21 protein-coding genes are annotated in these 23,049 nt (G+C 74.6%); 17 read left to right on the forward strand and 4 right to left on the reverse strand.

What is annotated here, in order from left to right:
* Positions 1 to 172 precede the first annotated feature (172 nt).
* A complete protein-coding gene (locus tag ACZ501_RS31360; RefSeq protein WP_361601847.1) occupies positions 173 to 355 on the forward strand; it encodes a DUF5302 domain-containing protein in 183 nt (60 codons plus the stop codon).
* 221 nt (positions 356 to 576) lie between these two features.
* Here the strand turns inward: ACZ501_RS31360 and ACZ501_RS31365 are convergent, their stop codons facing one another.
* Complete coding sequence (locus ACZ501_RS31365; RefSeq protein WP_468799984.1) at positions 577 to 2,463, reverse strand: acyltransferase domain-containing protein; 1,887 nt, start codon at positions 2,461 to 2,463, stop codon at positions 577 to 579.
* Between the two features lie 345 nt (positions 2,464 to 2,808).
* On the opposite strand from ACZ501_RS31365, the gene ACZ501_RS31370 reads away from it, so the two are divergent.
* Positions 2,809 to 3,345: an anthrone oxygenase family protein gene (locus ACZ501_RS31370; RefSeq protein ID WP_468799986.1), complete on the forward strand. Its 537-nt coding sequence runs from the start codon at positions 2,809 to 2,811 to the stop codon at positions 3,343 to 3,345.
* 72 nt (positions 3,346 to 3,417) lie between these two features.
* Here ACZ501_RS31370 and ACZ501_RS31375 read toward each other — a convergent pair whose 3' ends face one another.
* Entirely contained in the window at positions 3,418 to 3,915 is a 498-nt protein-coding gene (locus tag ACZ501_RS31375; protein WP_361601853.1) for an anthrone oxygenase family protein, read from the reverse strand.
* Between the two features lie 271 nt (positions 3,916 to 4,186).
* Between ACZ501_RS31375 and gdhA the strand changes: the two genes are divergently transcribed.
* From gdhA to ACZ501_RS31390, 3 genes are all read left to right on the forward strand, one after another.
* The gene (gdhA, locus tag ACZ501_RS31380) at positions 4,187 to 5,536 is read left to right on the forward strand and encodes an NADP-specific glutamate dehydrogenase (RefSeq protein WP_468799988.1); all 1,350 of its coding nucleotides are present in this window, start codon (positions 4,187 to 4,189) and stop codon (positions 5,534 to 5,536) included.
* A gap of 270 nt (positions 5,537 to 5,806) precedes the next feature.
* Positions 5,807 to 7,156 (forward strand): AMP-binding protein, encoded by a 1,350-nt coding sequence (locus tag ACZ501_RS31385; RefSeq protein ID WP_468799990.1) that lies wholly within the window; start codon positions 5,807 to 5,809, stop codon positions 7,154 to 7,156.
* 211 nt (positions 7,157 to 7,367) lie between these two features.
* Positions 7,368 to 8,300 (forward strand): DMT family transporter, encoded by a 933-nt coding sequence (locus ACZ501_RS31390; RefSeq protein ID WP_361601862.1) that lies wholly within the window; start codon positions 7,368 to 7,370, stop codon positions 8,298 to 8,300.
* Here the strand turns inward: ACZ501_RS31390 and ACZ501_RS31395 are convergent.
* Positions 8,297 to 9,013, reverse strand: a complete 717-nt coding sequence (locus ACZ501_RS31395; RefSeq protein WP_468799992.1) for a TioE family transcriptional regulator — start codon at positions 9,011 to 9,013, stop codon at positions 8,297 to 8,299. The two genes, ACZ501_RS31390 and ACZ501_RS31395, sit on opposite strands and share 4 nt — an antisense overlap.
* Before the next feature lie 59 nt (positions 9,014 to 9,072).
* Between ACZ501_RS31395 and ACZ501_RS31400 the strand changes: the two genes are divergently transcribed.
* The 3 genes from ACZ501_RS31400 to cutA all read left to right on the forward strand — a co-directional run bounded on the left by ACZ501_RS31400 (position 9,073) and on the right by cutA (position 11,507).
* Positions 9,073 to 10,266 (forward strand): erythromycin esterase family protein, encoded by a 1,194-nt coding sequence (locus tag ACZ501_RS31400; protein WP_468799994.1) that lies wholly within the window; start codon positions 9,073 to 9,075, stop codon positions 10,264 to 10,266.
* A gap of 186 nt (positions 10,267 to 10,452) precedes the next feature.
* On the forward strand, positions 10,453 to 11,118 hold the full coding sequence (locus ACZ501_RS31405; RefSeq protein WP_468799996.1) for a DUF4097 family beta strand repeat-containing protein: 666 nt from the start codon (positions 10,453 to 10,455) through the stop codon (positions 11,116 to 11,118).
* A 65-nt stretch (positions 11,119 to 11,183) separates the two neighbouring features.
* A complete protein-coding gene (gene cutA / locus ACZ501_RS31410) occupies positions 11,184 to 11,507 on the forward strand; it encodes a divalent-cation tolerance protein CutA (RefSeq protein ID WP_361602188.1) in 324 nt (107 codons plus the stop codon).
* Positions 11,508 to 11,524: 17 nt separating this feature from the next.
* On the opposite strand, the gene ACZ501_RS31415 is transcribed toward cutA, so the two are convergent.
* The gene (locus ACZ501_RS31415) at positions 11,525 to 12,388 is read right to left on the reverse strand and encodes a helix-turn-helix transcriptional regulator (protein WP_361602185.1); all 864 of its coding nucleotides are present in this window, start codon (positions 12,386 to 12,388) and stop codon (positions 11,525 to 11,527) included.
* Positions 12,389 to 12,630: 242 nt separating this feature from the next.
* On the opposite strand from ACZ501_RS31415, the gene ACZ501_RS31420 reads away from it, so the two are divergent.
* The 9 genes from ACZ501_RS31420 to ACZ501_RS31460 all read left to right on the forward strand — a co-directional run bounded on the left by ACZ501_RS31420 (position 12,631) and on the right by ACZ501_RS31460 (position 22,964).
* On the forward strand, positions 12,631 to 12,930 hold the full coding sequence (locus tag ACZ501_RS31420; protein ID WP_361602182.1) for a hypothetical protein: 300 nt from the start codon (positions 12,631 to 12,633) through the stop codon (positions 12,928 to 12,930).
* A gap of 75 nt (positions 12,931 to 13,005) precedes the next feature.
* Positions 13,006 to 13,803 carry a thioesterase II family protein gene (locus tag ACZ501_RS31425; RefSeq protein ID WP_468799998.1) on the forward strand — a complete coding sequence of 266 codons (798 nt, stop codon included), beginning with the start codon at positions 13,006 to 13,008 and terminating at the stop codon, positions 13,801 to 13,803.
* A gap of 33 nt (positions 13,804 to 13,836) precedes the next feature.
* Positions 13,837 to 14,733 carry an isocitrate lyase/PEP mutase family protein gene (locus ACZ501_RS31430; RefSeq protein ID WP_468800000.1) on the forward strand — a complete coding sequence of 299 codons (897 nt, stop codon included), beginning with the start codon at positions 13,837 to 13,839 and terminating at the stop codon, positions 14,731 to 14,733.
* Complete coding sequence (locus tag ACZ501_RS31435) at positions 14,730 to 15,755, forward strand: beta-ketoacyl-[acyl-carrier-protein] synthase family protein (protein WP_468800002.1); 1,026 nt, start codon at positions 14,730 to 14,732, stop codon at positions 15,753 to 15,755. Before ACZ501_RS31430 ends, ACZ501_RS31435 begins: the two co-directional genes overlap by 4 nt.
* A 1-nt stretch (position 15,756) precedes the next feature.
* Positions 15,757 to 18,084: an iron-containing redox enzyme family protein gene (locus tag ACZ501_RS31440; RefSeq protein WP_468800004.1), complete on the forward strand. Its 2,328-nt coding sequence runs from the start codon at positions 15,757 to 15,759 to the stop codon at positions 18,082 to 18,084.
* An 11-nt stretch (positions 18,085 to 18,095) separates the two neighbouring features.
* Positions 18,096 to 19,292: an acyl-CoA dehydrogenase family protein gene (locus ACZ501_RS31445; protein WP_468800006.1), complete on the forward strand. Its 1,197-nt coding sequence runs from the start codon at positions 18,096 to 18,098 to the stop codon at positions 19,290 to 19,292.
* 118 nt (positions 19,293 to 19,410) lie between these two features.
* Complete coding sequence (locus tag ACZ501_RS31450; RefSeq protein WP_468800008.1) at positions 19,411 to 20,613, forward strand: cytochrome P450; 1,203 nt, start codon at positions 19,411 to 19,413, stop codon at positions 20,611 to 20,613.
* A gap of 99 nt (positions 20,614 to 20,712) precedes the next feature.
* Complete coding sequence (locus ACZ501_RS31455; protein WP_468800010.1) at positions 20,713 to 21,777, forward strand: saccharopine dehydrogenase; 1,065 nt, start codon at positions 20,713 to 20,715, stop codon at positions 21,775 to 21,777.
* Positions 21,774 to 22,964: a saccharopine dehydrogenase C-terminal domain-containing protein gene (locus tag ACZ501_RS31460; RefSeq protein ID WP_468800012.1), complete on the forward strand. Its 1,191-nt coding sequence runs from the start codon at positions 21,774 to 21,776 to the stop codon at positions 22,962 to 22,964. Before ACZ501_RS31455 ends, ACZ501_RS31460 begins: the two co-directional genes overlap by 4 nt.
* The last annotated feature ends 85 nt before the right edge of the window (positions 22,965 to 23,049 follow it).

Genomic DNA, 23,049 nt, shown 5'->3' on the forward strand with positions numbered 1-23,049 from the left:
GCCGGCCGCTCCGCCTGATCGAAGGGCCCGGCCGCAACTCCCCACCGAGTTGCGGCCGGGCCCTTCTGCTTTCTCCGCCGGAATTCCGCCGACCACCGTGAAACGGGGTCGCCGGAGGGAGCACGCGGATGTCACCATAAGACCGCTCCGGAAAAGAACGCAGGAGGTACCCGTGACCGATACGCCGGAAAACCAGGCCGCCGAGAGCGACGGCAAGGCGGAGTTCCGGGAGGCTCTGGAGCGCAAGGCCCGGATCTCCCGCTCCCGGCAGGCGAACAGCGAGGGCCATCTCAAGCTCAAGGGTTACAACGGCCCCCACGGCCAGAGCCGGACCTTCCGCCGGAAGGCCGGCTGAATCACCCCCGCACCCCGCCCGGGCTGCCGCGATCCGAATACCCCATCGGATCGCGGCAGCCTTTTTCCGTATTCCCGCCGGCCGCCCCGCCCCTACCTGAACGGAATTCCGCCGGATTCCCACTCGAGCGGGCGTCCCGCACCGGCATTCGGTCCCTGCCCGGGGCCCCGCCGTCGTCAATGGCCCGCGAACGGCAGCCGGCCGGCCGGGGCCGTTCGCCGTCAGCGGGTGACGTCCCGCAGCCAGCCGTCCACGGTGTCCGCCACGGCGCCCGCGTCCGCGCCCAGCAGGGAGAAGTGGTCGCCGTCCACCTCCGCGAGGTGGTCCGCGTACTCCCAGCCGCCCGCCGCGGAGGCCGCGGACGCCGAGGCGCGCACCAGCAGCGTGGGCGCCGCGGCCGGCTCGGGCGTCCAGTCCGCGAACACCCGCAGGTGGCCGCCCATCGCGAGCAGCCGTCCGTCCTCGGGCACGCCCAGCGGGCCCGCCGGGTCCAGCAGACGCTCCGTCAACGCCACCAGACCGTGCAGGCCCGCGTCCCGGGCGTACGTGTCGAGCAGGACGACGGCGGCCGCCTCCCCGCCGACCTCCGGCAGCTCCCGGGCCACCGCGTGCGCGATCCACCCGCCGGAGGAGTGCCCCAGCAGCACCGGCCGCGCCCCGCCCGCCGCCTCGGCCACCGCCTCCGCCTGGGCCCGTACGAGGGCCTGCCGGCTGCGCGGCAGCACCGGATCACCCCCGAAGCCCGGGTGCGCGAGCACCGTCAGGCCCCGCCGGCCGTCCAGGGCCGCCGCCAGCGCCCGGTACTCGTGCGGGCCGGAGGCCGCGCCCAGGGAGGGGAACGCGAACACGTCCGCCGCCCCCTCCCGCGGCGGCGCCAGCCGCGCCGGAGCCGGCCAGCGCTCCACCCCCGACCGCGCGTCGTAGCCGGGCAGCAGCTCGGCCGCCGCCATCAGCAGCGCCGCGCCCTCGGCGGTCCGGCCCTGCGCCCGGGCCCCGCGCAGCAGCCCCGCGAAGGTGCCCCCGCCCGCCGCCCCTGCGGGCAGTGCGGCAGGCGCACGCCCCGCCGCCGCCGTCCCGGACTCCGGCCGGCGACCCGCCTGCCCGAACGCGTACGCCTCCGGCGGCACCCGGGGCGGCCGGCCGGCCCCGGACCGGCGGCGCAGCGCGGAGACCGCGCCGACCAGCGTCTGCTCCTCCGGCCGGCCGCGGCGCAGGGCCGGGACGAGAGCGGTGCTGCCGTCGCCGAGGCAGGCGCGGGCCATGGTGGTGAGGACCGCGTCGGGGCCCAGTTCGAGGAGGGTGGTGGCGCCCCGGGCCCGCAGGGTGCGGACGGCGTCGTGGAACCGGACGGCTCCGCGCACGTGGCGGACCCAGTAGTCGGGCCGCGCGACCTCGTCGGTGACGACGGTGCCGGTGAGCGCGGAGACGAAGGTGATCCGGGGCAGCCGGAACTCGATGCCCGCGAGGGCCGCGCGGAACTCCTCCAGCATCGGATCCATGAGCGGCGAGTGGAAGGCGTGGCCGGCGCGCAGCGCCTTCGACTTGACGTCCTGCTCCGCGAGCCGCGCGACCACGTCCCGTACGGCCGCACGCGCGCCGGAGACGACGACGGCCCGGGGCCCGTTGACGGCGGCGATGGCCACGCCGGGCACCAGCAGCGGCGCCACCTCGTCCTCGCCCGCCTGGACGGAGACCATCACCCCGCCCTCGGGCAGCGCCTCCATCAGCCGTCCCCGCGCGCTGACGAGCGCGGCAGCGCCGGCCGGCGACAGCACCCCCGCCACGTGCGCGGCGGCGATCTCACCGACGGAGTGCCCGCCGACGAACCGCGGTACGACGCCCCACGACTCGACCAGCCGGTACAGCGCGACCCCGACCGCGAAGAGGGCCGCCTGCGCGGTCCCGGTCCGGTCCAGGGCGTCGGCGTCCTCGCCGAAGACGGCCTCCTTGAGCCCGCCGCCCAGCTGCGCGCACACGGCGTCGAAGGCATCGGCGAACACGGGGAACGTGCCGTACAGCCCGCGGCCCATCCCGAGCCGCTGGCTGCCCTGCCCGGTGAAGAGGACGGCCAGGCCCCCCTGCGCCGTACCACGCGTGTCCTCGGCCATCGTCGTCGCCCCACCCCTCCGCACCGCCGCGAGGTCGTGCGGGGGAGATGCTGCGCGCCGCCGGTGGAGGAGGACTCGAGAACGCCTGAAGCCGGCCGCCGCGCCCGGTGCGCACGAGGCGCGGCGCCCCAAGACCCGTACCGCGCACGGCAGCGGTGGTGAGGCCGGCCAGCGAGCGCGGGCCCGCCGTCGGTATTCCGCCATGTGGACGGGCCGGGGAGAACTCCCCGACCCGTCCGGCTTTCTCGGGGAAACCGCTGGTACGGCACCGGTTCTGATGCCACGATCGCTGCGCGTGCGGGCAGGGGGCCCGCCGGTAACCAGCCAGTAGGCGAGGACGCATCCTTGAACCCGGAACACGGCACACCGCCCAGCGCGACCAGCAGGGCCGCCACCCTCCTGCTCGGACTCTCCACCGTCCTCATCGGTCTGATGGCGGGTCTGTTCTTCGCCTTCGACGTCTCGGTGATGCCGGGACTGGCCGCCGGCGACGACCGTACGTACGTCACCGCCATGCAGAACTTCAACGCCGCCATCGACGGCAACGGCCTCTTCGGCAGCGCCTTCGTCCTCGCCCTGCTCGCCACCGCCGCCGCCGCGGTCGTCGCGCACCGCCAGGGCAGACGCGGGCCGGCGGTGTGGGCGGCCGCCGCCGCCCTCGCCTACCTCGTCGTCCTCGTCATCACCTTCGCGGTGAACATCCCGCTGAACAACGAGCTCGCCGACGCGGGCGACGCGGCGGGACTCACCGACTTCGCGGTGCTGGAGAAGTTCAAGGGCACCTGGGTCACCACCAACATCCTGCGCACCCTGCTGTGCACCGCCGCCCTCACGGCGCTCGCCCGGGCCCTCCTCCTCCACGGCCGCGCCACCGTCCGCTGACCCCGGCGCGGCGCGCCCCGTGCCGCCGCGGGCTGACCCGGCCCCGATCCGGCCTGATCCGAAAGACCCCGCCTAGGCGTGCTGCCCGTGCAGGACCAGGGCCCACGCCAGCAGTCCGAACGCCACCGTGCACAAGGCCGTGCGCCACACGTTCGCGCGGACCCAGCGTCCCTCGAACGCGCGGCGCACGGCGGCCGGATCGGCGATCCGGTCCGCCGGGCCGGCCTGCTCCAGGGCGTTGTTGAGCGGGATGTTCACCCGGCCGGTGACCGCCATGGCGAGGACGTACGCGACGAACGCCCCCGCCAGCGGCACCAGCGCGTGCCGCCCGCCACCCGGCAGGTGCAGGCCCAGGGCCAGCCCGGTGAACAGCAGCGCGCCCACGTAGCCGAGCAGGAACCACCCGTTGAGGATGGCCACGTTGATCCGCTGCATCGTCTCGACCACCGTGCGGTCGGACGAGGCGCGCAGCCCGGGCATCACCGCCACCGAGAAGCCGTAGAAGAGGCCGCTGACCAGGCCCATGGTGATCGTCGCGGCGATCAGTGACGCGAACCGTGCCGTTTCCACGTTGTCCCCCGTGCAGGTAGCTGTGTGTCGGACGTGCGGCACGTGCCGCACCCCGCTGGCCGGATTCTCGCCCATCCGCGGCCCGTCCACCCTGGTGCGCGCCCCTCTCCGGCCGATCCCACGGTCGTACCCGCGCCACCCCTCGTCGCATCGCACGAGCCCAACGCGCCGCGGGTGCAGGCAGGATGGCCTGTCCAAGGGCGGCCCCGCCGCGCGGTACCCTCCGGGCTGGGCCCGCACGCCCGCCAGGACGCCGGAGAGGAATCAGACCGTGACCGACCCGAAGCACAGGCTGGACGCACTGCGGTCCGACATCGAGCGCCGCAACCCCGCCCAGCCCGAGTTCCACCAGGCCGTACGGGAGGTGCTGGACACCCTCGTCCCCGTCTTCGCGGCGCGCCCCGAGTTCGCCGAGGCCGGGCTCGTCGAGCGGCTCGTGGAGCCGGAGCGGCAGATCATCTTCCGGGTGCCGTGGACGGACGACCACGGGCACGTCCACGTCAACCGCGGCTACCGGGTGGAGTTCAACAGCGCGCTGGGCCCGTACAAGGGCGGCCTGCGCTTCCACCCCTCCGTGGACATCGGCGTCGTGAAGTTCCTCGGCTTCGAGCAGATCTTCAAGAACGCGCTGACCGGGCTCGGCATCGGCGGCGGCAAGGGCGGCAGCGACTTCGACCCGCACGGCCGGTCCGACGCCGAGGTCATGCGCTTCTGCCAGTCCTTCATGACCGAACTCCACCGCCACATCGGCGAGCACACCGACGTCCCGGCCGGGGACATCGGCGTCGGCGGCCGCGAGATCGGCTACCTGTTCGGCCAGTACCGGCGCATCACCAACCGCTGGGAAGCCGGGGTGCTGACCGGCAAGGGGCAGGGCTGGGGCGGGTCCGCGATCCGGCCCGAGGCCACCGGCTACGGCAGCGTCCTGTTCGCCGCCGAGATGCTGAAGGTGCGCGGGGAGTCCCTGGACGGCCTGACGGCCGTGGTCTCCGGCTCCGGGAACGTGGCCCTGTACACGATCGAGAAGCTCCAGCAGCTCGGCGCCCACCCGCTGACCTGCTCCGACTCGCAGGGCTACGTGGTCGACGACAAGGGCATCGACCTGGCGCTGCTGCGGCAGGTCAAGGAGGTCGAGCGGGGACGCGTCAGCGAGTACGCGGCCCGGCGCGGCCCCTCCGCCACGTTCGTGCCCGGCGCCCGGGTCTGGGAGGTGCCGGCCGACCTGGCCTTCCCCTCCGCGACCCAGAACGAACTCGGCGCCGACGACGCCCGCGCCCTCATCGGCAACGGCGTCAAGGCGGTCTCGGAGGGCGCCAACATGCCCACCACCCCCGAGGCGGTGCACCTCTTCCAGGCGGCGGGCGTCGCCTTCGGCCCGGGCAAGGCCGCCAACGCGGGCGGCGTCGCGGTCAGCGCCCTGGAGATGGCCCAGAACGCGGGCCGCGCGGCCTGGACCCGCGACCGGGTCGAGTCGGAACTCGCCGCCATCATGAGCGGGATCCACGAGGTCGCGTACGAGACGGCCGCCCGCTACGACGCCCGGGGCGACTACGTCACGGGCGCCAACATCGCCGGATTCGAACGCGTGGCCACCGCGATGCTGGCCCAGGGCGTCATCTGACCCGCCCCCACGGCCCATCGGCCGCCCCGGCTTCCCCCGGCCGGGGCGGCCTTTCGTACAGAGCCTCGAACCGCACCCGGCCGGCCGTCCCCGCGATCCGGAACGGCTGCGCGGCACACGGCCGGGCCCGGGCGGCCGGGCCCGGGCGGCCGGGCAGCGGCGCCGCCGGGCGGGCCCGTCCCCCGTCCGGGACGAGGGCCGCTCGGGCCGGCCGCAGGCGGGGGGGACGTAGCCTGGGGGTCCGCCAGCCCACCGACCGGGAGGAGCCGCGTGCTGACCGCGCTTGACGGGACGTACGGCGACCGCGAGGACGCCCTGTGCGTCGCCGGCCGTACCGCCTCGTACGAGGAACTGCTCGGGACGGCGGGCGCCGTCGCCGCCGACGTCGCCGGAGCCCCCGCCTTCGCCGTGACGGCGACCGCCTCCCTGGAGACCGTGGCGGCGGCCGTCGGCGGGCTCCTGGCCGGGGTGCCCTTCGTACCGCTGCCCCCGGACGCCGGCCCCGCCGAACGCGAGCACGTCCTGCGGGACTCCGGCGCCGTCGAGATCGGCGTCGACTTCGCCCGGCGGGCCGCCGCCCCGCCCCACGGCGGCGGCCCGCAGGACCCCGCGCTGATCCTGTACACCTCCGGCACCACCGGCCCGCCCAAGGGCGTGGTCCTGACCGCCGCCGCCCTCGCCGCCGACCTCGACGCCCTCGCCGGAGCCTGGCAGTGGAGCGCCGAGGACACCCTGGTGCACGGGCTCCCGCTGTTCCACGTCCACGGCCTCGTGCTCGGCGTCCTCGGCGCCCTGCGCACCGGCAGCCGCCTCGTGCACACCGGCCGCCCGACCCCGGCGGCCTACGCCGCCGCGGGCGGCAGCCTGTACTTCGGGGTGCCGACCGTGTGGTCCCGTATCGCCGCCGAACCGGAGTCCGCCGCCGCGCTGTCCGGGGCCCGCCTCCTCGTCTCCGGCAGCGCCGCCCTGCCCGCGCCCGTCTTCCGGGACCTGGAGCGCCTCACCGGCCACCGCCCGGTCGAGCGCTACGGGATGACCGAGACCCTGATCACCGTCAGCGGCCGCGCGGGGGGCGAGGTCCGCCCCGGCACCGTCGGCACGCCGCTCCCCGGGATCCGCACCCGCATCGCCGCCGAGCCGGGCGCCGAGATCGGCGAACTCCAGCTGACCGGGCCGACGCTGTTCTCCGGGTATCTGGGCCGGCCCGAGGCGACCGCGGCCGCGTACACCGCCGACGGATGGTTCCGCACGGGTGACATCGCGGCCGTCGACCCGCAGGACGGCGTCCACCGCATCGTGGGCCGCGCCTCCATCGACATGATCAAGTCCGGTGGCTACCGCATCGGCGCCGGCGAGATCGAGAACGCCCTGCTGGACCACCCCAAGGTGGCCGAGGCGGCCGTCGTCGGCGTCCCGGACGCGGACCTCGGCCAGCGGATCGTCGCCTTCGTCGTCGCCGCGGGCGTCACCGGCGCCGAACTGACCGACTTCGTCGCCGCGCACCTGTCGGTGCACAAGCGCCCGCGCGAGGTCCGCTTCGTCCCCGCGATCCCCCGCAACGCGATGGGCAAACCGCAGAAGAAGCTGCTGCTCACGGACGCGTGCGAGAAGGCCGGCTGAGCCCCGCCGCCCGGGTCGGCTCCCGCATCCGGCGCATCCACCCGCCGCCGCGGACGGGGGACTGCCGCACCGGCGTCCGGCGGCGTCCGGCGGGCCGTTCTGATGCCCCGCTGAGGGCCCCCTGACGGCCTTCTGACGGCTCTCTGCCGCCATGGCGCGAACGCCGGAGACGACCTAGGCAGGGCCGGTGGCCGTCGGTACGTTGGCCGGCATGGACCAAACGGCTGGTGCCTTTCGAACCAGGACCGATCGGCGTGCCCTCGCGGCCGCCTCCGTCACCGTCGCCATGTGGGCCTCCGCGTTCGTCTCCATCCGCGCGTCGGCGGAGCACTTCGGTCCCGGCGCGCTTGCGCTGGGCCGGCTGCTGACCGCTTCGGTGGCGCTCGGCGCCGTACTGCTGGTCAAACGCACGCCGCTGCCGCCGCGTCAGGCGTGGCCCGGGATCATGGCCTCCGGGGTGCTGTGGTTCGGGTTGTACATGGTGGCGCTGAACTGGGGTGAACAGGGCGTCGACGCCGGCACCGCCGCCATGGTGGTCAACATCGGGCCCATCGTCATCGCCCTGCTGAGCGGGTGGATGCTGAAGGAGGGGTTCCCGCCGATGCTGCTGGCCGGGATGGGCGTCTCCTTCGCGGGAGCGGTCGTCGTGGGGATGTCCACCTCGAAGGGCGGCGCCTCGTCCCTGACCGGTGTGCTGCTCTGCCTGGTCGCCGCGCTCGCCTACGGGGCCGGGGTGGTCTCGCAGAAGCCCGCGCTGCGGTACGCGAACCCGCTCCAGGTGACGACGTACGGCTGCTTCGTCGGCACCGTCTGCACCCTGCCCTTCGCCGGGCAGCTCCTCGAACAACTTCCGCGGGCGCCCCTGTCCGCCACCCTCAACATGGTCTACCTGGGGCTCTTCCCGACCGCCCTCGCCTTCACCACCTGGACGTACGCCCTGTCCCGGACCACCGCCGGGAAGATGGGGGCGACGACGTACGCGGTGCCCGCCGTGGTGGTCCTCATCGCCTGGGCCCTGCTGGACGAGGTCCCGGGCTGGCTGACGCTGCTGGGCGGCGCGATCTGCCTGGGCGGCGTCGCGGTGTCGCGCAGCCGGCCGGCGCGGCCCACGAAGGCGGTGGCCGCGGCGAAGCAGCCGGCCTAGGCGCGGGCGCGGAGGTAGGCCTCCAGTTCGGCGGCGCCCGTCAGCATCGCCCGGGCGCGGGTGGACAGGCGGGTGTGCCAGTCGTGCAGGGTGGCTTCCAGGGGCTCCAGCCCGCCGGCCGAGCGGACCTGGGCGATCAGCGGGGCGATCTGCTCCAGCAGGTGGCCCCCGCGCCTGAGTTGGTGGGTCAGGCGGGCGTCCCGGACGCCGGCCTCGTCGTAGACGCGGTACCCGGTCCGCGGGTCGCGGCGCGGGCGCACCAGCCCGGCGTCCTCCCATTTGCGCAGCGTCGCGGGCCGGATTCCCAGCATGCCGGCCAGCGGTCCGATGAACGTGCCGCCCGGCGTCTCGGGCGCCGGGGCCGCGTGCAGGTCGCGGAGGGCGCGTTCCACCGCGTGCAGGGTCCGCCGGTCCTCCAGGAGCTGGACGTGGCTCTCGTCGACGAGGCGCAGCGCCTCGTCGACGGAGCCCTGGTTGACGGCCCGCATGATCGACGTCGCCGTCCGGTGGCCGTGCCCGGGCACCAGGGCGAGGAACGCGCGCAGCGCCCCCGCGTGCAGCGGGGTGTAGGTGCGGTAGCCGTGGGGCGTGCGGGCGGCGGCCGGGAGGATGCCGGCCTCCTCGTAGTTGCGGACCGCCTGCGTGGAGAGGCCGTGGCCGCGGGCCAGATCGACCGGCCTGAGCCGATCCTTGCTTTTAAGGTTCTGGGCCATGTTTCCTGCTCGTTCACCGAAAAAGTTTCCACCGGAGGTTCAACGATAGCGTTGAAGGCATGACGACTCGTATCAAGGACGCCGTCCATGCCGTCGACGCCGCCGCCGTCCTGCGCGTGCTCCCGGAGCGGCCCCGCCTCCTCGCGCTGGGCGAGCCCACCCACGGCGAGGAGACCCTGCTCGAACTGCGCAACGAGCTCTTCCGGCAGCTCGTCGAAGAGGGCTACCGGACGATCGCGATCGAGAGCGACTGCATGGGGGGCCTGGTCGTGGACGACCACATCACCTCGGGTGCGGGCGCCCTGGACGAGGTCACGGAGCACGGCATCAGCCACGGCTGGGGGACCTCCGCGGCCAACCGCGAGCTGGTGCGCTGGATGCGCGCCCACAACGACGGCCGTCCGGAGGACGAGCGGCTGCGCTTCGCCGGCTTCGACGGCCCGCTGGAGATCACCGGCGCCGCGAGCCCCCGGCAGGCCCTCACCGCACTGCACGGCTTCCTCGCGGCCCGGGTGGACGCGGACCTGCTGCCCTGCACGCGGGAGACGCTCGACCGCCTGCTCGGCGCAGACGGCCGGTGGACCGAACCCGCTGCGATGACGGACCCGGCCCGGTCCGTGGGGCGCTCGGCCGACGCCCTCCAACTCCGCCTGTACGCAGATGAGTTGGCCGCCCTGTTGGACGAGCGGATGCCGTCGCCGGTCGCGGCGGCCTCGCGCGAGGAGTGGGAGCGGGCGCGGCTGTACGGGCGCACGGCGCTCGGCTTGCTGCGCTACCACCACTGGATGGCCGACGCCTCGCCCGCCCGCATGACCCGGCTGGTCGGGGTGCGGGACGCGATGATGGCCCAGAACCTCCTCGCCCTCGCCGAACGCGGGCCGGTGTTCGTCCACGCCCACAACGCGCACCTCCAACGGGAGAAGAGCTCGATGCGGATGGGCGGCGAGCCCCTGGAGTGGTGGAGCGCCGGTGCGCTGGTGAGCGCGAGGCTCGGCGAGGAGTACGCCTTCGTCGCCACGGCCCTCGGCACGCTCCGGCACCGGGGCGTGGACGCGCCGCCGCCGGAGACCCTCGAAGGGCTCCTGTACGCGCGCACCGAGGACCGCTGCGTCGTCGACCCCCGGTCGCTGGCGGCCGCACTCGGCGACCGGCGCCCGCAGCCCCGCGTGTCCCCCTGGTTCGGCTACGCCCCGTTCGACCCGGCCCACCTGGCGGCCGCCGACGGGATCGTCTTCGTCAAGGACGTCCCGTAGCGTTCAACTTCTGCCTGTTGCAACGATTGGAGCGGGATCGTTGCGTTGAATTTACGGACGTTGCAACGATTCTGGCGCTCTGAGCTGCACAAATAGAGGTCATGCGCAACGCGTGCGTTGCCGTGTTGGTGAACGCGCCGTAGCTTTTCGGTCGTCGGAAACAACGATCCCGAAGGAACGGCCACCATGCAGAAGTTCACCACCCCCGCCGCCATCTCCACCGTCCTCGACGTCCCCGCCGGGAACATCCGCTTCATCGCCGCCGACCGCGCCGACACCACCGTCGAGGTCCTGCCCGCGAACGCCTCCAAGAGCCGTGACGTGAAGGCCGCCGAGGAGACCACGGTCGACTACCGGGACGGCGTCCTGCGCATCAACGCCCCGCAGAGGAACCAGGCGTTCGGCGCCTCCGGAGCCGTCGAGGTCACCGTCCAGCTCCCGGCCGGCTCCCACGTCGAGGCGAAGACGGCCAGCGCCGAGTTCCGCGGTGTCGGCCGACTCGGCGAGGTCACCCTGGACAGCGCCCACGGCACCGTGAAGCTGGACGAGGCCGCCGGCGCCCGCATCACCCTGGCCGCCGGTGACATCACGGTCGGCCGCCTGTCCGGCTCCGCCGACCTCCGCACCCAGAAGGGCCACCTGGCCGTCGCCGAGGCCACCGGCGGCACCCTCACCCTGCGCACCGAGCACGGCGACATCTCCGTCGGCGCCGCCCCCGGCGTCACCGCCTCCCTCGACGCCGGCACCTCCTACGGCCGCGTCCACAACGCCCTCCAGAACACCGGCGGCACCCCCGCCCTCACCATCCACGCCACCACCGCCTACGGCGACATCACCGCCCGCACCGCCTGAACGAGGCGCTGGCCAGGAGCGGGTCCGGCTGGCTAGGGTCGCCGGACCGAGGCGTGAGGAGAGCCGTGGCGACCGACATCGTGATCGCGCAGACCACCATCGACGACGAGGCCCGGGCGCAGCGGCTCGCCCGGGGTGCGGTGGAGGAGCGGCTGGCCGCCTGCGCGCACGTCGACGCCCCCCTCACCGCCGTCTACCGGTGGAAGGAGGGCGTCGAGACCGCCACCGAGTGGCGGGTCTCCTACAAGACCAGCCGGGACCGCCTGCCGGCCCTCGCCGCATGGGTCGCGCGGACCCACCCCTACCAGGTACCCGAATGGATCGTCCTCCCGGTCGTCGGCGGCTCGGCCGCGTACCTCGACTGGGTGGTCCGCGAGAGCGGCGGCTGACGGGCCGCCACGCGGCCTCACACCACGTAGGTCGCTTCGTTGCGGCCCAGCAGGTACCCCAGCTGGAGGCGGTTGAGGGCGCCGAGGTCCTGCTTGATGGCCGCGATGTGGGCCTGGAGGGAGCGCTCGCTGATGCCTATGCGGCGTGCGATGGCCTTGTCGGAGTAGCCCTCCACGAGCAGCCGGCTGATGGACTCCCGGATCGCCGGAACCACTTCGTCCGCCGCCTTCGCGGCGTGGAGCGGGACGAAGGGAAAGGGTTTCGCCCGGTCCCAGGCCTTGTCGAACGTGTCTCGCAAAAATCGTACGATAGTCGGTTCGGTAATGGAGATCGCCGTGGTACGGTCCTCGTTTGCCGAAATGAACGCGACGTCGTCCACAATGATCAGACGGTCGAAGAATTCTTCAAGTGTCCGTACTTGGGCGCCGTATTCCGTGACGGTGCGGACGTATTCCTTCGTCGCCTCGTCGAATCTCGTGGTGTGCTGATACAGCGTCCGCATGGCGATCCCCGCCGCGATGTGCCGCCGTACGGATTCCAGGGCGTCCTTCAGCACCGCGCTCGGGCGCGCCCCGTCGGGCTGGGCGGTGAGGATGTCCCGCCGGACCGACGACAGGGCGTCGTTGATCGCCGTCGAGATGCTGCCCAGGCCGTGCAGATAGCGGACGCCGGGCCCGACCACCTCCTCCCCGCACGTCGCCGGCGCGGGCGCCGGCGCCCGGGCGGGGCCGGCCGCCGCCTGCTGCGCGGCTTCCTCCGCCAGCAGGCCCAGATGCGTTGCGAGTTCCCGCAAGAACGCCTGCGGTTCCCCTGCCGCGGCCGCGCACAGCTCCTCAGGTGCACCGCTATGTGCGGTTTTGACGTATTTGACTACGTCCACTTGCCACCCCTGTCTGTCCGATATGCAGGCATCTGCGGCGGTTGAGACCCCGTGGGTTCCCGCAATGCGTAAACCGGAGCCATCGTAGGTCTACCTGGTCTCGAGCGGGCAGGGGAGATTTGGTCTCACCGCAGGAACGAACACCGAGAAGGCGCACCGGAGATCAGCACCGCCGGAAACCGCCTCGGTTTGGCGTTCCTTTGAATGGCCAAAGGCGAAACGACTTGAGGGGACTGGGGAAAATGGGGAAGAACCACAAGGTGACTCGTCCGGCCGGCCGTGTTTCGGGAATCCGCGGCCGCGTCGTACTGGCGACCGCGGGCATCGCCCTCGGCCTGGGCACGACGGTCGCCGGCATCGCCACCCAGGGTGCCTTCCCCGCCGACTCCGGCAGCCACCTGCGCCTCGGCGACGTCGGCTGGAACAACGCGAACCCGCACGTCGTGGCCGGTGACACCGATGACGTCGGCTGGAACAACCCGCAGCCGGGCACCACCCCCGCGCCGACGCCCTCCTCCACCGACGACGTTGGCTGGAACTGATCCGCCCCCGGCGCCCCGTACTGCACTGCCTCACCTCCCGCCACCGACCGACCGGCAAAGGAATGGCTGATCCTCGTGGTTGCCTCCCCCTGGTTCCTGACCTCCGAGACCGCAGCCGCCGGGGCCCCCGCGGCACGCGTGTTCTGCTTCCCGCACGCCGGCGGCAACCCCCGGACCTTCCTCGGCTGGCAGTCCGCGCTCGGGAACGACGCGCTGGTCCTCGCCGTCTGCCCGCCCGGCCGCGGCCACCGCTTCCGCGAACCGGCCCCCGCCTCCCTCGCCGCACTCGCCGACGGCTCCGCCGCCGCCATCGCCCTCGCCACCACCGACGGCCGGCCCTTCCTCCTCTTCGGCCACAGCTTCGGCGCGGCCCTCGCCTTCGAGGTGGCCCGCCGCCTCGAAGGCGTACGGGGCTTCGCCGGGCTCGTCGTCTCCGGCTGCAGCGCCCCCTCCCTGCTGCCGACCCGCCGCGTGGTCGAAGCGGCCCGGCTCGACGGCCGCGCCTTCACCGAGGCCGTCGGCTTCTTCGGCGGTCTGCCGCCCGAGGTGCTGGAGGACGAGGCCGTACAGGAACTCCTCCTGCCCCACCTGAAGGCCGACTTCCGCATGGTCGCCGGCTACCGCTACCGCCCCGGCGCCCCGCTGGCCGTCCCGGTCGTCCTGCTCAACGGCACCGAGGACCCGCACGTCGGCGCCGCCGCGCTCGACGCCTGGTCCCGCGAGTGCGCCGCGCCGCCCGACCGGCACTGGACCGACGGCGGCCACTTCTACTTCGAGGACCGGCCCGACGCCGTCACCTCCGTCCTGCGCCCGCTGGCCCGCGCGGCCGCCGACGCAACCCCTGCCGGCGCTGCGTACGTTGAGCTCATCTAGCCCGCGCACGACAGCACCCCTGCGAGGAATCCCATGCACCCCACCACCCGGCCCAGCACCGACCCGGCCGCCCGCCTCCGGCGCGCCGTCGCCTTCCGGGACCTGCACGCCGGTCCCCGCCCGTTCGTCGTCCCCAACCCCTGGGACGCGGGCTCCGCGCGCATCCTGGCCTCCTTCGGCTTCGCCGCCCTCGCCACCACCGGCGCCGGCCTCGCCCACAGCCTCGGCCGCCCCGACGGGGCCGACCGCCTCAGCCGCGCCGAGATCCTCACCAACGCCACCGCGATCGTCGACGCCACCGCACTGCCCGTCACCGCCGACCTCGAGAGCGGCTTCGGCGAACGGCCCGAGGACGTCGCCGAGACCATCCGCCTCGCCGCCGCCGCAGGCCTCGTCGGGGGCTCCGTCGAGGACTCCACCGGCCGCGCCGACGAGCCCGTGCGGCCCCTCGGGGAAGCCGTCGAGCGGGTCGCCGCCGCCGTCGAGGCGGCCAAGGGGCTGGACTTCCCCTTCACCGTCACCGCCCGCGCCGAGAACTTCTTCCAGGGCCGGCCCGACCTCGACGACACCATCCGCCGCCTGAAGGCGTACGAGGCCGCCGGCGCCGACGTGCTCTACGCCCCGGCCCTGCCCGACGCGGAGGCGGTCCGCGCCGTCTGCGCCGCCGTCGAACGGCCCGTCAACGTCCTGATGACCGCCGCGCTCAAGCTGTCCGTCGCCGACCTCGGCGCCCTCGGCGTGCGCCGCATCAGCACCGGCTCCGCGCTCTCCCGCGCGGCCCTCGGCGCCCTCACCCGCGCCGCCCGCGAGATCAGCGGGGCGGGCACCTTCGGCTTCGTCGCGGACGCCCTCCCGTACGACGAGGCCAACGCCCTGCTGGCCGCCGCCCCCGCCCCGTCCGCCGACCCAGAGAGCGATCCGGCACCGTGAGCCTTCCGTACGCGCCACCTTCCGCCTCCGCACCGGCCGAGGCCCCCGCCGAGGCCTCGGCCGTCCACCTGTCCGCGCCCCGCTACGTACTCGGCGAGACCGCCGCCGACCACACGACCGTCGAGGGCCTCCTGGAGCGCGCCCGCGGCTTCGGAATGCCCCCGCGGGCCGAACTGTGGGGCTGGGGCACGGTCCACCGCACGGCCAAGACCCTGGAGGCCCTCGCCGCCGAGACCGCCGGCGCCACCCTCGACGGCGCCGGCGTCTCCCCCCGGGAGGTGGACTGCCTCATCCTGTGCTCCACCCGCTTCCCCGGCGGCCCGCGCACCCACGGCGCCTTCGTGGAGAACGTCATGGCCGCCACCGGCCTCGGCGCCGCCGCCTTCACCGGGCTCACCCTCGGCCGCTGCGCCAACCTCCTCGCGGGCATCCGCACCGCCCAGGCGTACGTGGCCGCCGGCATGCACCGGCGCGTCATGGTCGTCACCGCGGACCGGGTCACCGACGAAGGCGTCCGCATGGAGAACTTCGCCCTCTTCAGCGACGGCGCCGCCTCCTGCCTGATCAGCGCCGAGCCGCTCGGCGACGACGCGTACGAGATCGTCGCGGGCGCCGGCGCCCAGGACCCCGCAGGGCTCGACTGGTCCAACGAGATCAGCTCCGACCTCGCCCGCGAGGTCAACGAACGGATCCTCGAGGACGCCGGCATGAAGATCGGCGACATCCGGGGCGTGCTCCACGCCAACCTCTACAAGCCCCTGGTCGTCCTCAAGGAACGCCAGGCCGGCTTCACCCGCGAGCAGCTCTTCCTCGACAACATCGCGCGCACCGGCCACTGCTTCGCCGCCGACCCGCTGATCAACCTGGTCGACCGCGACGCGGCCGGAGCCCTCGCCGCCCACGGCCACTACCTGCTGGCGTCCAGCGTCCCGGGCGTGCGGATCGGCGTCCTGCTGCGCAAGCTCGCGCCCCACTCCGCACAGGCCGCCACGACGCACACCGCCCGGCTGGGGGACCACTGACATGACCGCGCCCATCACCCCCGACGAGGAGACCTCCCTCGACATGGCGCGGAGCTTCTACGCCCCCGCCTTCGCCCTCCCCGACCTGACCACCTCGCTGCCGTCCGGCCCCGTCGAGGCCTCGGCGGCGGGTGCCGCCGAGGCCGCCCGGATCACCGCCGCGCCGCCGGCCGACCTCTTCCGGCGGCTCCTCTCGGACCAGGAGAGCGAGGCCGTCCTGCTCGCCGCCCGCCGGGTCCTGGCCGCCTTCCTCACCCCGGCCGACGCAGACACCGCCGAGCACGCCGGCACGGAAGACGCCGGCACGGAAGACGCCGGCACGGAAGACGCCGAAGACGCCGAGATCGCCGACGCCGTCGCCGCCCGCGTCCTGGCCGCCCGCGCCGAACTCGCCGCCGTCCTCGCCCCGCTGCGCACCCACCCCGACCCCGAGGTGCGCACCGCCGTCCTGCGCCAGCGCGCCCCCCTCGCGCTGACCGGCGGCTGCTGGCTCGACACCCTCTCCCAGGCCGCCACCCAGCCCGCGGAGATCGTGGGCCGCCTCTTCGGCCACCACTGGCGCCTCCAGGGCGAGGGCACCGCCGAGGCGGGGCTCCCCGCCCGCCGCCGCCGGGCCCTGGTCGCCCAGGGCGTCTTCCTCCCGGCCGTGGAGGCCGCCGCCTTCCTCGACGACGCCGGCGCCCTGCCGCTGACCGCCCTGCACGGCGCCTTCCACCTCGCCCTGTCCCGGCTGCCCGCCTCCTTCCTCCCGGAGGTCGTCGGCGTCCACTACGCCGCCCACGCCCTCGGCCTGGACGACGTCCTGCTCGGCAGCGAGCCGATGCTCGCCGAGAGCGACGTACGCCCCCTGCTCGCCGCGTACCTCTCCTACACCCGGCGCTCCCCGACCGGACCCGAGGACCGCCGCCGCGCCCTGGCCGCCGTACGCCTGGTCGTACGCCTGGAGCGCGAGCACACCGCCGCCCTGGCCGAACTCGCCGCCTGGCACGACGGGCTGTCGCTCGACGCGAAGGTCGCGCGGATCGTGGAACGGCACGCCCCGCACGCCGGCCGCCAGCACCGCGCCGTCCACCTGGGCACCCGCAGGCTCACGGACTGGCTGGACGACGGCCGGCTCGACGCCGCCGCCTTCGTCCGTGAATTCCGCACCGCCCGGCAGGTCCGGCCCGCACGCGACGGCGGCCCCTGCCGCTTCCTGAAGTCCATCAAGTTCGGCGGCCCCATGTTCGGGATCTTCGACGAGCGCGAGGCGGCCGTCCTGGCCGCCTGGGCGCGGTCCGTCGCCGACGGCGAGCCCGCCGGCGCGGACCTGGCCCCCACCACCGCCGGGCAGGACGGGGCGCGTGCCTGGGGCGAGCGGCTCGCCTCGGCGGAGCCCGCCGGCCTCCTGGTGCGCGACCCCGAAGCCCTCGCCGACACCCGCGACCACCGCCGGTTCTTCCACCGCCTCGTCAACTTCGAGCGCCACCCCGGCGTCCTGCCGGCCGCCCGCGCCCGCGCCGAAGCCGGACTCGCCGGGGCCGAGCTGCTCTTCGAGCACGGCGCCGCGGGACTGCTCACCGACGCCTCCTGGTTCCCGTACACGCCCGAGGCCCTGCTGGAGCGGGTCGAGCGGATCTACTGGGACAAGCTCGTGGACCCGTACGAGCCGCTCACCGAGATCCCCTCCCGCGACGAGGTCGTCTTCGAACAGTCGACGTACGCGCTCGGCAGCCTCATCGACGGCGCCTGGGCGCACCGCGTCGCCAACCTCGGCCGGCGCGGGCGGCGCAGCGACGACCTGCTCTTCTCCATCTACGCGGACGAGATGGGCCGCGGCGACACCGCCAAGAACCACATCACGCTCATCCACAAGGTGCTCGCCAGCATGGACATGGACCTGCCGCACATCCGGCAGGAGGCCTTCCTGCACCAGGGCGACCTGCCGGACCACCTGTACGGCTTCTCCATCCACCAGCTGTGCCTGTCGCTGTTCCCCGACAGCCTCTACAACGAGATCCTCGGCTACAACCTGGGCATCGAGATGTTCGGCCTCGGCGCGATGCGGCTGCACGAGATCCAGAAACTGCGCCGGCACGGCCTCGACGTCTCCTACGAAGAGGCCCACCTGTCCATCGACAACTTCTCGGCGGGCCACGCCCGCCAGTCCGCCGACCTCGTCGTCGCCTACCTCGACGACGTCCGGCACCTGTCCGGCGAGGAGGCCGTCCAGCGCGAATGGCGCCGGATCTGGCGTGGCTACGCCTCCTTCGCCTTCTTCGTCGAGCACGCCCTGGTGAAGCGGGTCCGCGCCGAGGCCGCCGCCGCCCCCGCCGACCTGGTGATCTGAGGAGCGGGGCGATGGAGACGACGACGAGTTTCGACCCCGAGGTCCTCGCGCTGCCCTTCTACGAGGACTCCCACCGCCGCCTCGCCGCGCAGGCGGGCGCCTGGTGCGACGGCAACCGGATGCTGTGGGAGGAGATCCGCGCCCTGGACCCCGACGCGGCCGGACGGCGCCTGGTGGGCGTCCTCGGCGCGGCCGGCTGGCTGAGCGAACTCGACCCGCGCGGCGCGCCCGTGGACGACTTCCGCGCGGTGTGCCTGCGCCGCGAGGCCCTCGCCTACAACGAGGACCTGGCCGACTTCGCCTTCTCCGTCCAGGCGCTGGCCGCGACCCCGCTGCTGCGTTTCGGCAGCGAGGCGCAGCGCCGCCGCTACCTGCCGGGGATGGCCGCCGGGACCCTGATCGGGGCCTTCGCGGTCTCCGAGAAGGAGGCCGGCTCGGACCTGGCGTCCGTCGGGCTGGAGGCGGTGTGCGGCGAGGACGGCTCGTACGTGCTGAACGGCCGCAAGGCGTGGATCGCCAACGGGACCATCGCCGACGTGTTCGTGGTCATCGCCCGCACCGGGCACGGCCCGGGGCCGCTGGGACTGTCGGCCTTCCTGGTGCCCGCCGGCACCCCCGGGCTGCGGGCCGAGCGGATCGACGCGATCGCCCCGCGCTCCTTCGCGCACCTGTCCTTCCAGGACTGCCGGCTGCCGGCCGGGGCGGTGCTCGGACGGCCCGGCAAGGGGTTCGTCGTCGCGGTCGACCTGCTGGAGCGGTTCCGCACCACGGTGGGGGCCGCGGCACTCGGCTTCGCCCGGCGGGCCTTCGACACGGCGCTCGCGCACGTGCTGGCGCGGGAGGCGTACGGGGGCACGCTCTTCGACCTCCAGCTGGTGAAGGCCTCGCTCGCCGACATGGAGGTCCAGCTGAACGCCGCCGCGCTGCTGGTGGCGCGCGCCGCCTGGGAGACCGACCGCGGCAGCCGCCGGTTCGCCCGGCACTCCAACATCGCGAAGGTCCACGCCACCGAGGCGGCCCAGGGCGTGGTGGACGCCGCGGTGCAACTGCTGGGCGCGGCGGGCATCGTGGAGGGCTCGGTCACCGAGCGGCTGTACCGGCAGATCCGCTCGCTGCGGATCTACGAGGGCACCTCGGAGGTGCTGAGGATGGCCATAGCGGGATCCCTGGACATGCGCAGGGCCGCCCGGGCCCCCCTTCGCGCCTAAACCGGCGCCGCTCTCGCGGAGCCGGCTGCTCGCTGTTGTGGTTAGTCAATTGATGGTTGCTGTGTTCATCGCTCTCGAACCCAGCGGCCCGTACCAATAGTTCAACAAGGAGCCTCCAGTGAGCACCACCACCGTCAGCAGCCCCGTCGAGGCCGTGCGCCTCGCCGACCCCTACCCCTACTACGCGCGCCTGGTGGCCGAGCGCCCCTTCGCCTGGGACGAGGCGCTCGGGGCCTGGGTGGCCGCCGACGCGGCCGCGGTGCGCGCGGTGCTGGGCAGCGGCGCGCTGCGGGTGCGGCCCGTCGCGGAGCCCGTCCCGGCCGGGATCGCGGGGACGCCCGCCGGGGAGGTGTTCGGCGAGCTCGTACGGATGACGGACGGCGCGGCGGCGGCCCGGCTGAAGGGGGTCGTGGCCGGGGCGCTGGCCCGCGCGGACACCGCGTACGCGGCCTCGCTGGCCGCCCGCCTCACCCGTGAGGTACTGGCGGCGGGCGGCGAAGTCCCGTACGAGGAGCTGCTGTTCGCCGTCCCGGCCCGGGTGGTGGCCACCCTCAGCGGCCTGACCGACGGCGCCTCCCGGGAGGCGGCCCGAGCCATCGGTGACTTCGTGCAGTGCATTCCCGCCGCTGCTACGGAGGACCAGTACGGGGCGGCTTCGGCCGCCGCCACGCGCCTCCGCGCCCTCCTGGCCCCGTCCCTGGCCGAAGCGCAGGCGCCCCCCTCCGGGGCCCCGGCTTCCGGCCCCGGGGTGGGTGCCGGGGGTGCGCGGGTTCCGTACTCCGCCCGGCCAGGGCAAGGGCTGGTGCGGGAGCTCGTCACCGCCGCCGGGCGGGACGGGTGGCCGCATCCGGGGCCGCTGCTGTCCAACGCCATCGGCTTCCTCTCCCAGACCTACGACGCCACCGCCGGGCTCATCGGCAACACCCTGGTCGCCCTCGCCCGGGGCGCGGACGGGGCCGACACCGGCGCCCTGGTGCGCGAGGTGGTCCGCCACGACGCCCCGATCCAGAACACCCGCCGCTTCGCCGCCGAACCGTTCACGCACGCCGGCTCCACCGTGGAGCCCGGGCAGCAGGTCCTCGTCCTGCTCGCCGCCGCCAACCGCGACCCCGCCGTCAACCCCGACCCGCACGCGCTGACCCCCGGCCGGGTGAATCCGGCCGTCTTCACCTTCGGCGCGGGAGCCCACCGCTGCCCGGGCGGGCAGCTCGCCACGGCCCTCGCCGCCGCCGTCGTCACCGAACTGCGCGCGGCAGGCTTGGGCACCACCGCGACCCCCGCCTACCGCCCGCTGGCGAACGCCCGGATCCCGCTCCTCTAGCGCGCGGGCCGTCCCCGACGGAAGCCGACGCAGCCCCCGCAACCGCGATCAGGCCGGGGGTCAGCCACCCCTATGCCTTCAGACAGGACAAACCGGAACATGTCGGACAGCCTTCACCTCTGGATGCGGCACGAGGCCCGCCCCACCGAGCGCCGTGCCCCCCTCACCCCCCAGGACGCCGCCCGCCTCACCGCCGCCGGCATCCGGATCACCGTCGAGGAGTCGGACCAGCGCGCCTTCCCCCTCACCGGCTACACCGACGCCGGCTGCGCCACCGCCCCCACCGCGTCCTGGCACGAACAGGCCCCCGACGACGCCTACGTACTCGGCCTCAAGGAACTCCCCGCCGGCGCCGGCGCCCCCGCCCTGCGCCACCGGCACATCTACTTCGGCCACGCCTACAAGGGCCAGTCCGGCGCCCGCGAGCTGCTCTCCCGCTTCACCGCGGGCGGCGGCGCCCTGCTCGACATGGAGTACCTCACCGACGAAGCCGGCCGCCGCGTCGCCGCGTTCGGCTACTGGGCCGGCTACCTCGGCGCCGCCCTCGCCGTCCTGCACCACCGCGGCGCCCTCACCGCACCGCTGCGCCCCACCGACCGCCCCACCCTCGACGCCCTCCTCGCCGCCGGCGCGGCCGCCCCCGACCCCACCACCGCCCTGGTCATCGGCGCCCTCGGCCGCTGCGGCCGCGGCGCCTGCGACGCCCTCGTCCAGGCCGGGCTCGACCCCACCCGCTGGGACCTCGCCGAGACCCGCCCGATCGACCGCCCCGCCCTCCTCGGACACGACCTGCTGGTCAACACCGTCCTGACCACCACCCCCGTCCCGCCGTTCCTGACCAAGGCCGACCTCGACGACCCCGCCCGCCGGCTCTCCCTCGTCAGCGACGTCACCTGCGACGTCACCTCCGACTGCAACGTCCTGCCGGTCTACGAGGAGACCACCACCTGGACCGAGCCCGTGCGCACCCTCCGCGAGGGCGAACGCCCCCTCGACCTGATCGCCATCGACAACCTCCCCTCCCTGCTCCCCGTCGAGGCCAGCACCGCCTTCTCCGCCGAACTCACCCCGCACCTGCTGCGGCTGGCCGAGTGGGACGGCGTCTGGGCCCGCGCCCTGCACACCTTCGAGGCCGCCGTACACGCCCAGGAGGCAACCCCTTGACCACCGACCAGCAGCCCGCGCCGGCCTCCGGCACCGTCCACTGGATAGGCACCGGCCTGTCCACCGGCCGCTCGGGCCTGTCCCTCGTCTGCGAACGCGCCCGCCGCGTGGTCCTGTGGGACCGCACCGCCGAGCGCGCCGCCGCCCGCCTGGCCGCCCTCGGCCTGGCGGGCCGCGCCGAGGTCCGCGCCCTCGCTCCGGGCGCCCTCGCGGCCGGGACGGGCCCGGGCGACGTCCTCGTCTCCATGCTCCCGGCCGCCGAACACCCCGCGCTGCTGCGCCTGGCGGCCGACCGCGCCGCCCACTTCGCCTGCACCAGCTACACCACCCCGGAGCTGGCCGAGCAGGCGCAGCGGGCGGCCGCGGGGCCCCGTACCGTCGTCCTCACCGAGGCCGGACTCGACCCCGGCATCGACCACCTGATGGCCCACGACCTCGTCGCCCGGGCCCGCGAGGCCGTCGGCCCGTCCCCGGCGACCGCCGTGTTCACCTCCTACTGCGGAGGCGTCCCGGCGGTCCCCGGACCCTTCCGCTACCGCTTCAGCTGGGCCCCGTACGGGGTCCTCGCCGCCCTCGGCACACCCGCCCGGTACGTCGCCGGAGGCGGCGAGGTCACCGCCCCGCGCCCCTGGGAGGCCACCCGCACCCTGACCCTCGCGGGGGAGGACTTCGAGGCCTACCCCAACCGCGACAGCCTCCCCTTCGTCGCCCAGTACGGCATCCCGTACTACTGGCACCTCGACACCTTCGTACGCGGCACCCTGCGCAACGCCGGCTGGCGCGCCGCCTGGCGGCAGGTCTTCGACACCGTCGCCGCCGGCGACCCCCAGGCCGTCCGCGCCCTCGCCGCAGACCTCGCCGCCCGCCACCCCACCACCCCCGCCGACCGCGACCGCGTCGTCCTGTCCGTCTCCCTGGACCTGCGCACCAGGTCCGGCGGGCACTGGAACGGCTCGCGCCTGCTCGACCTCACCGGCGACCCCGCCGAGTCAGCGATGGCCCGCTGCGTCTCCCTGCCCGTCGCCTACGGCGTCACCCGCATCCTGGCCGGCGCCCTCCCCGCCGGCCTCAACCGCGGCGCCGCGACCCCCGGCGAGGCCGCCCGCTGGCTGGCCTTCCTCGGCGCCCACGGGCTGGCCGGGACCCGCGAGGAGACCGGCTCCACCGCCACCGGAGTACCCGCCTGACCGCCGTACGACCGCGCACGGCCGGCCCCGGCCCGCGCTCCCACCCCACCCACCCCTCCCTCCCTCACCCACCGAATCGAACGAG

This window comes from Streptomyces sp. NPDC034085, from assembly GCF_055575555.1.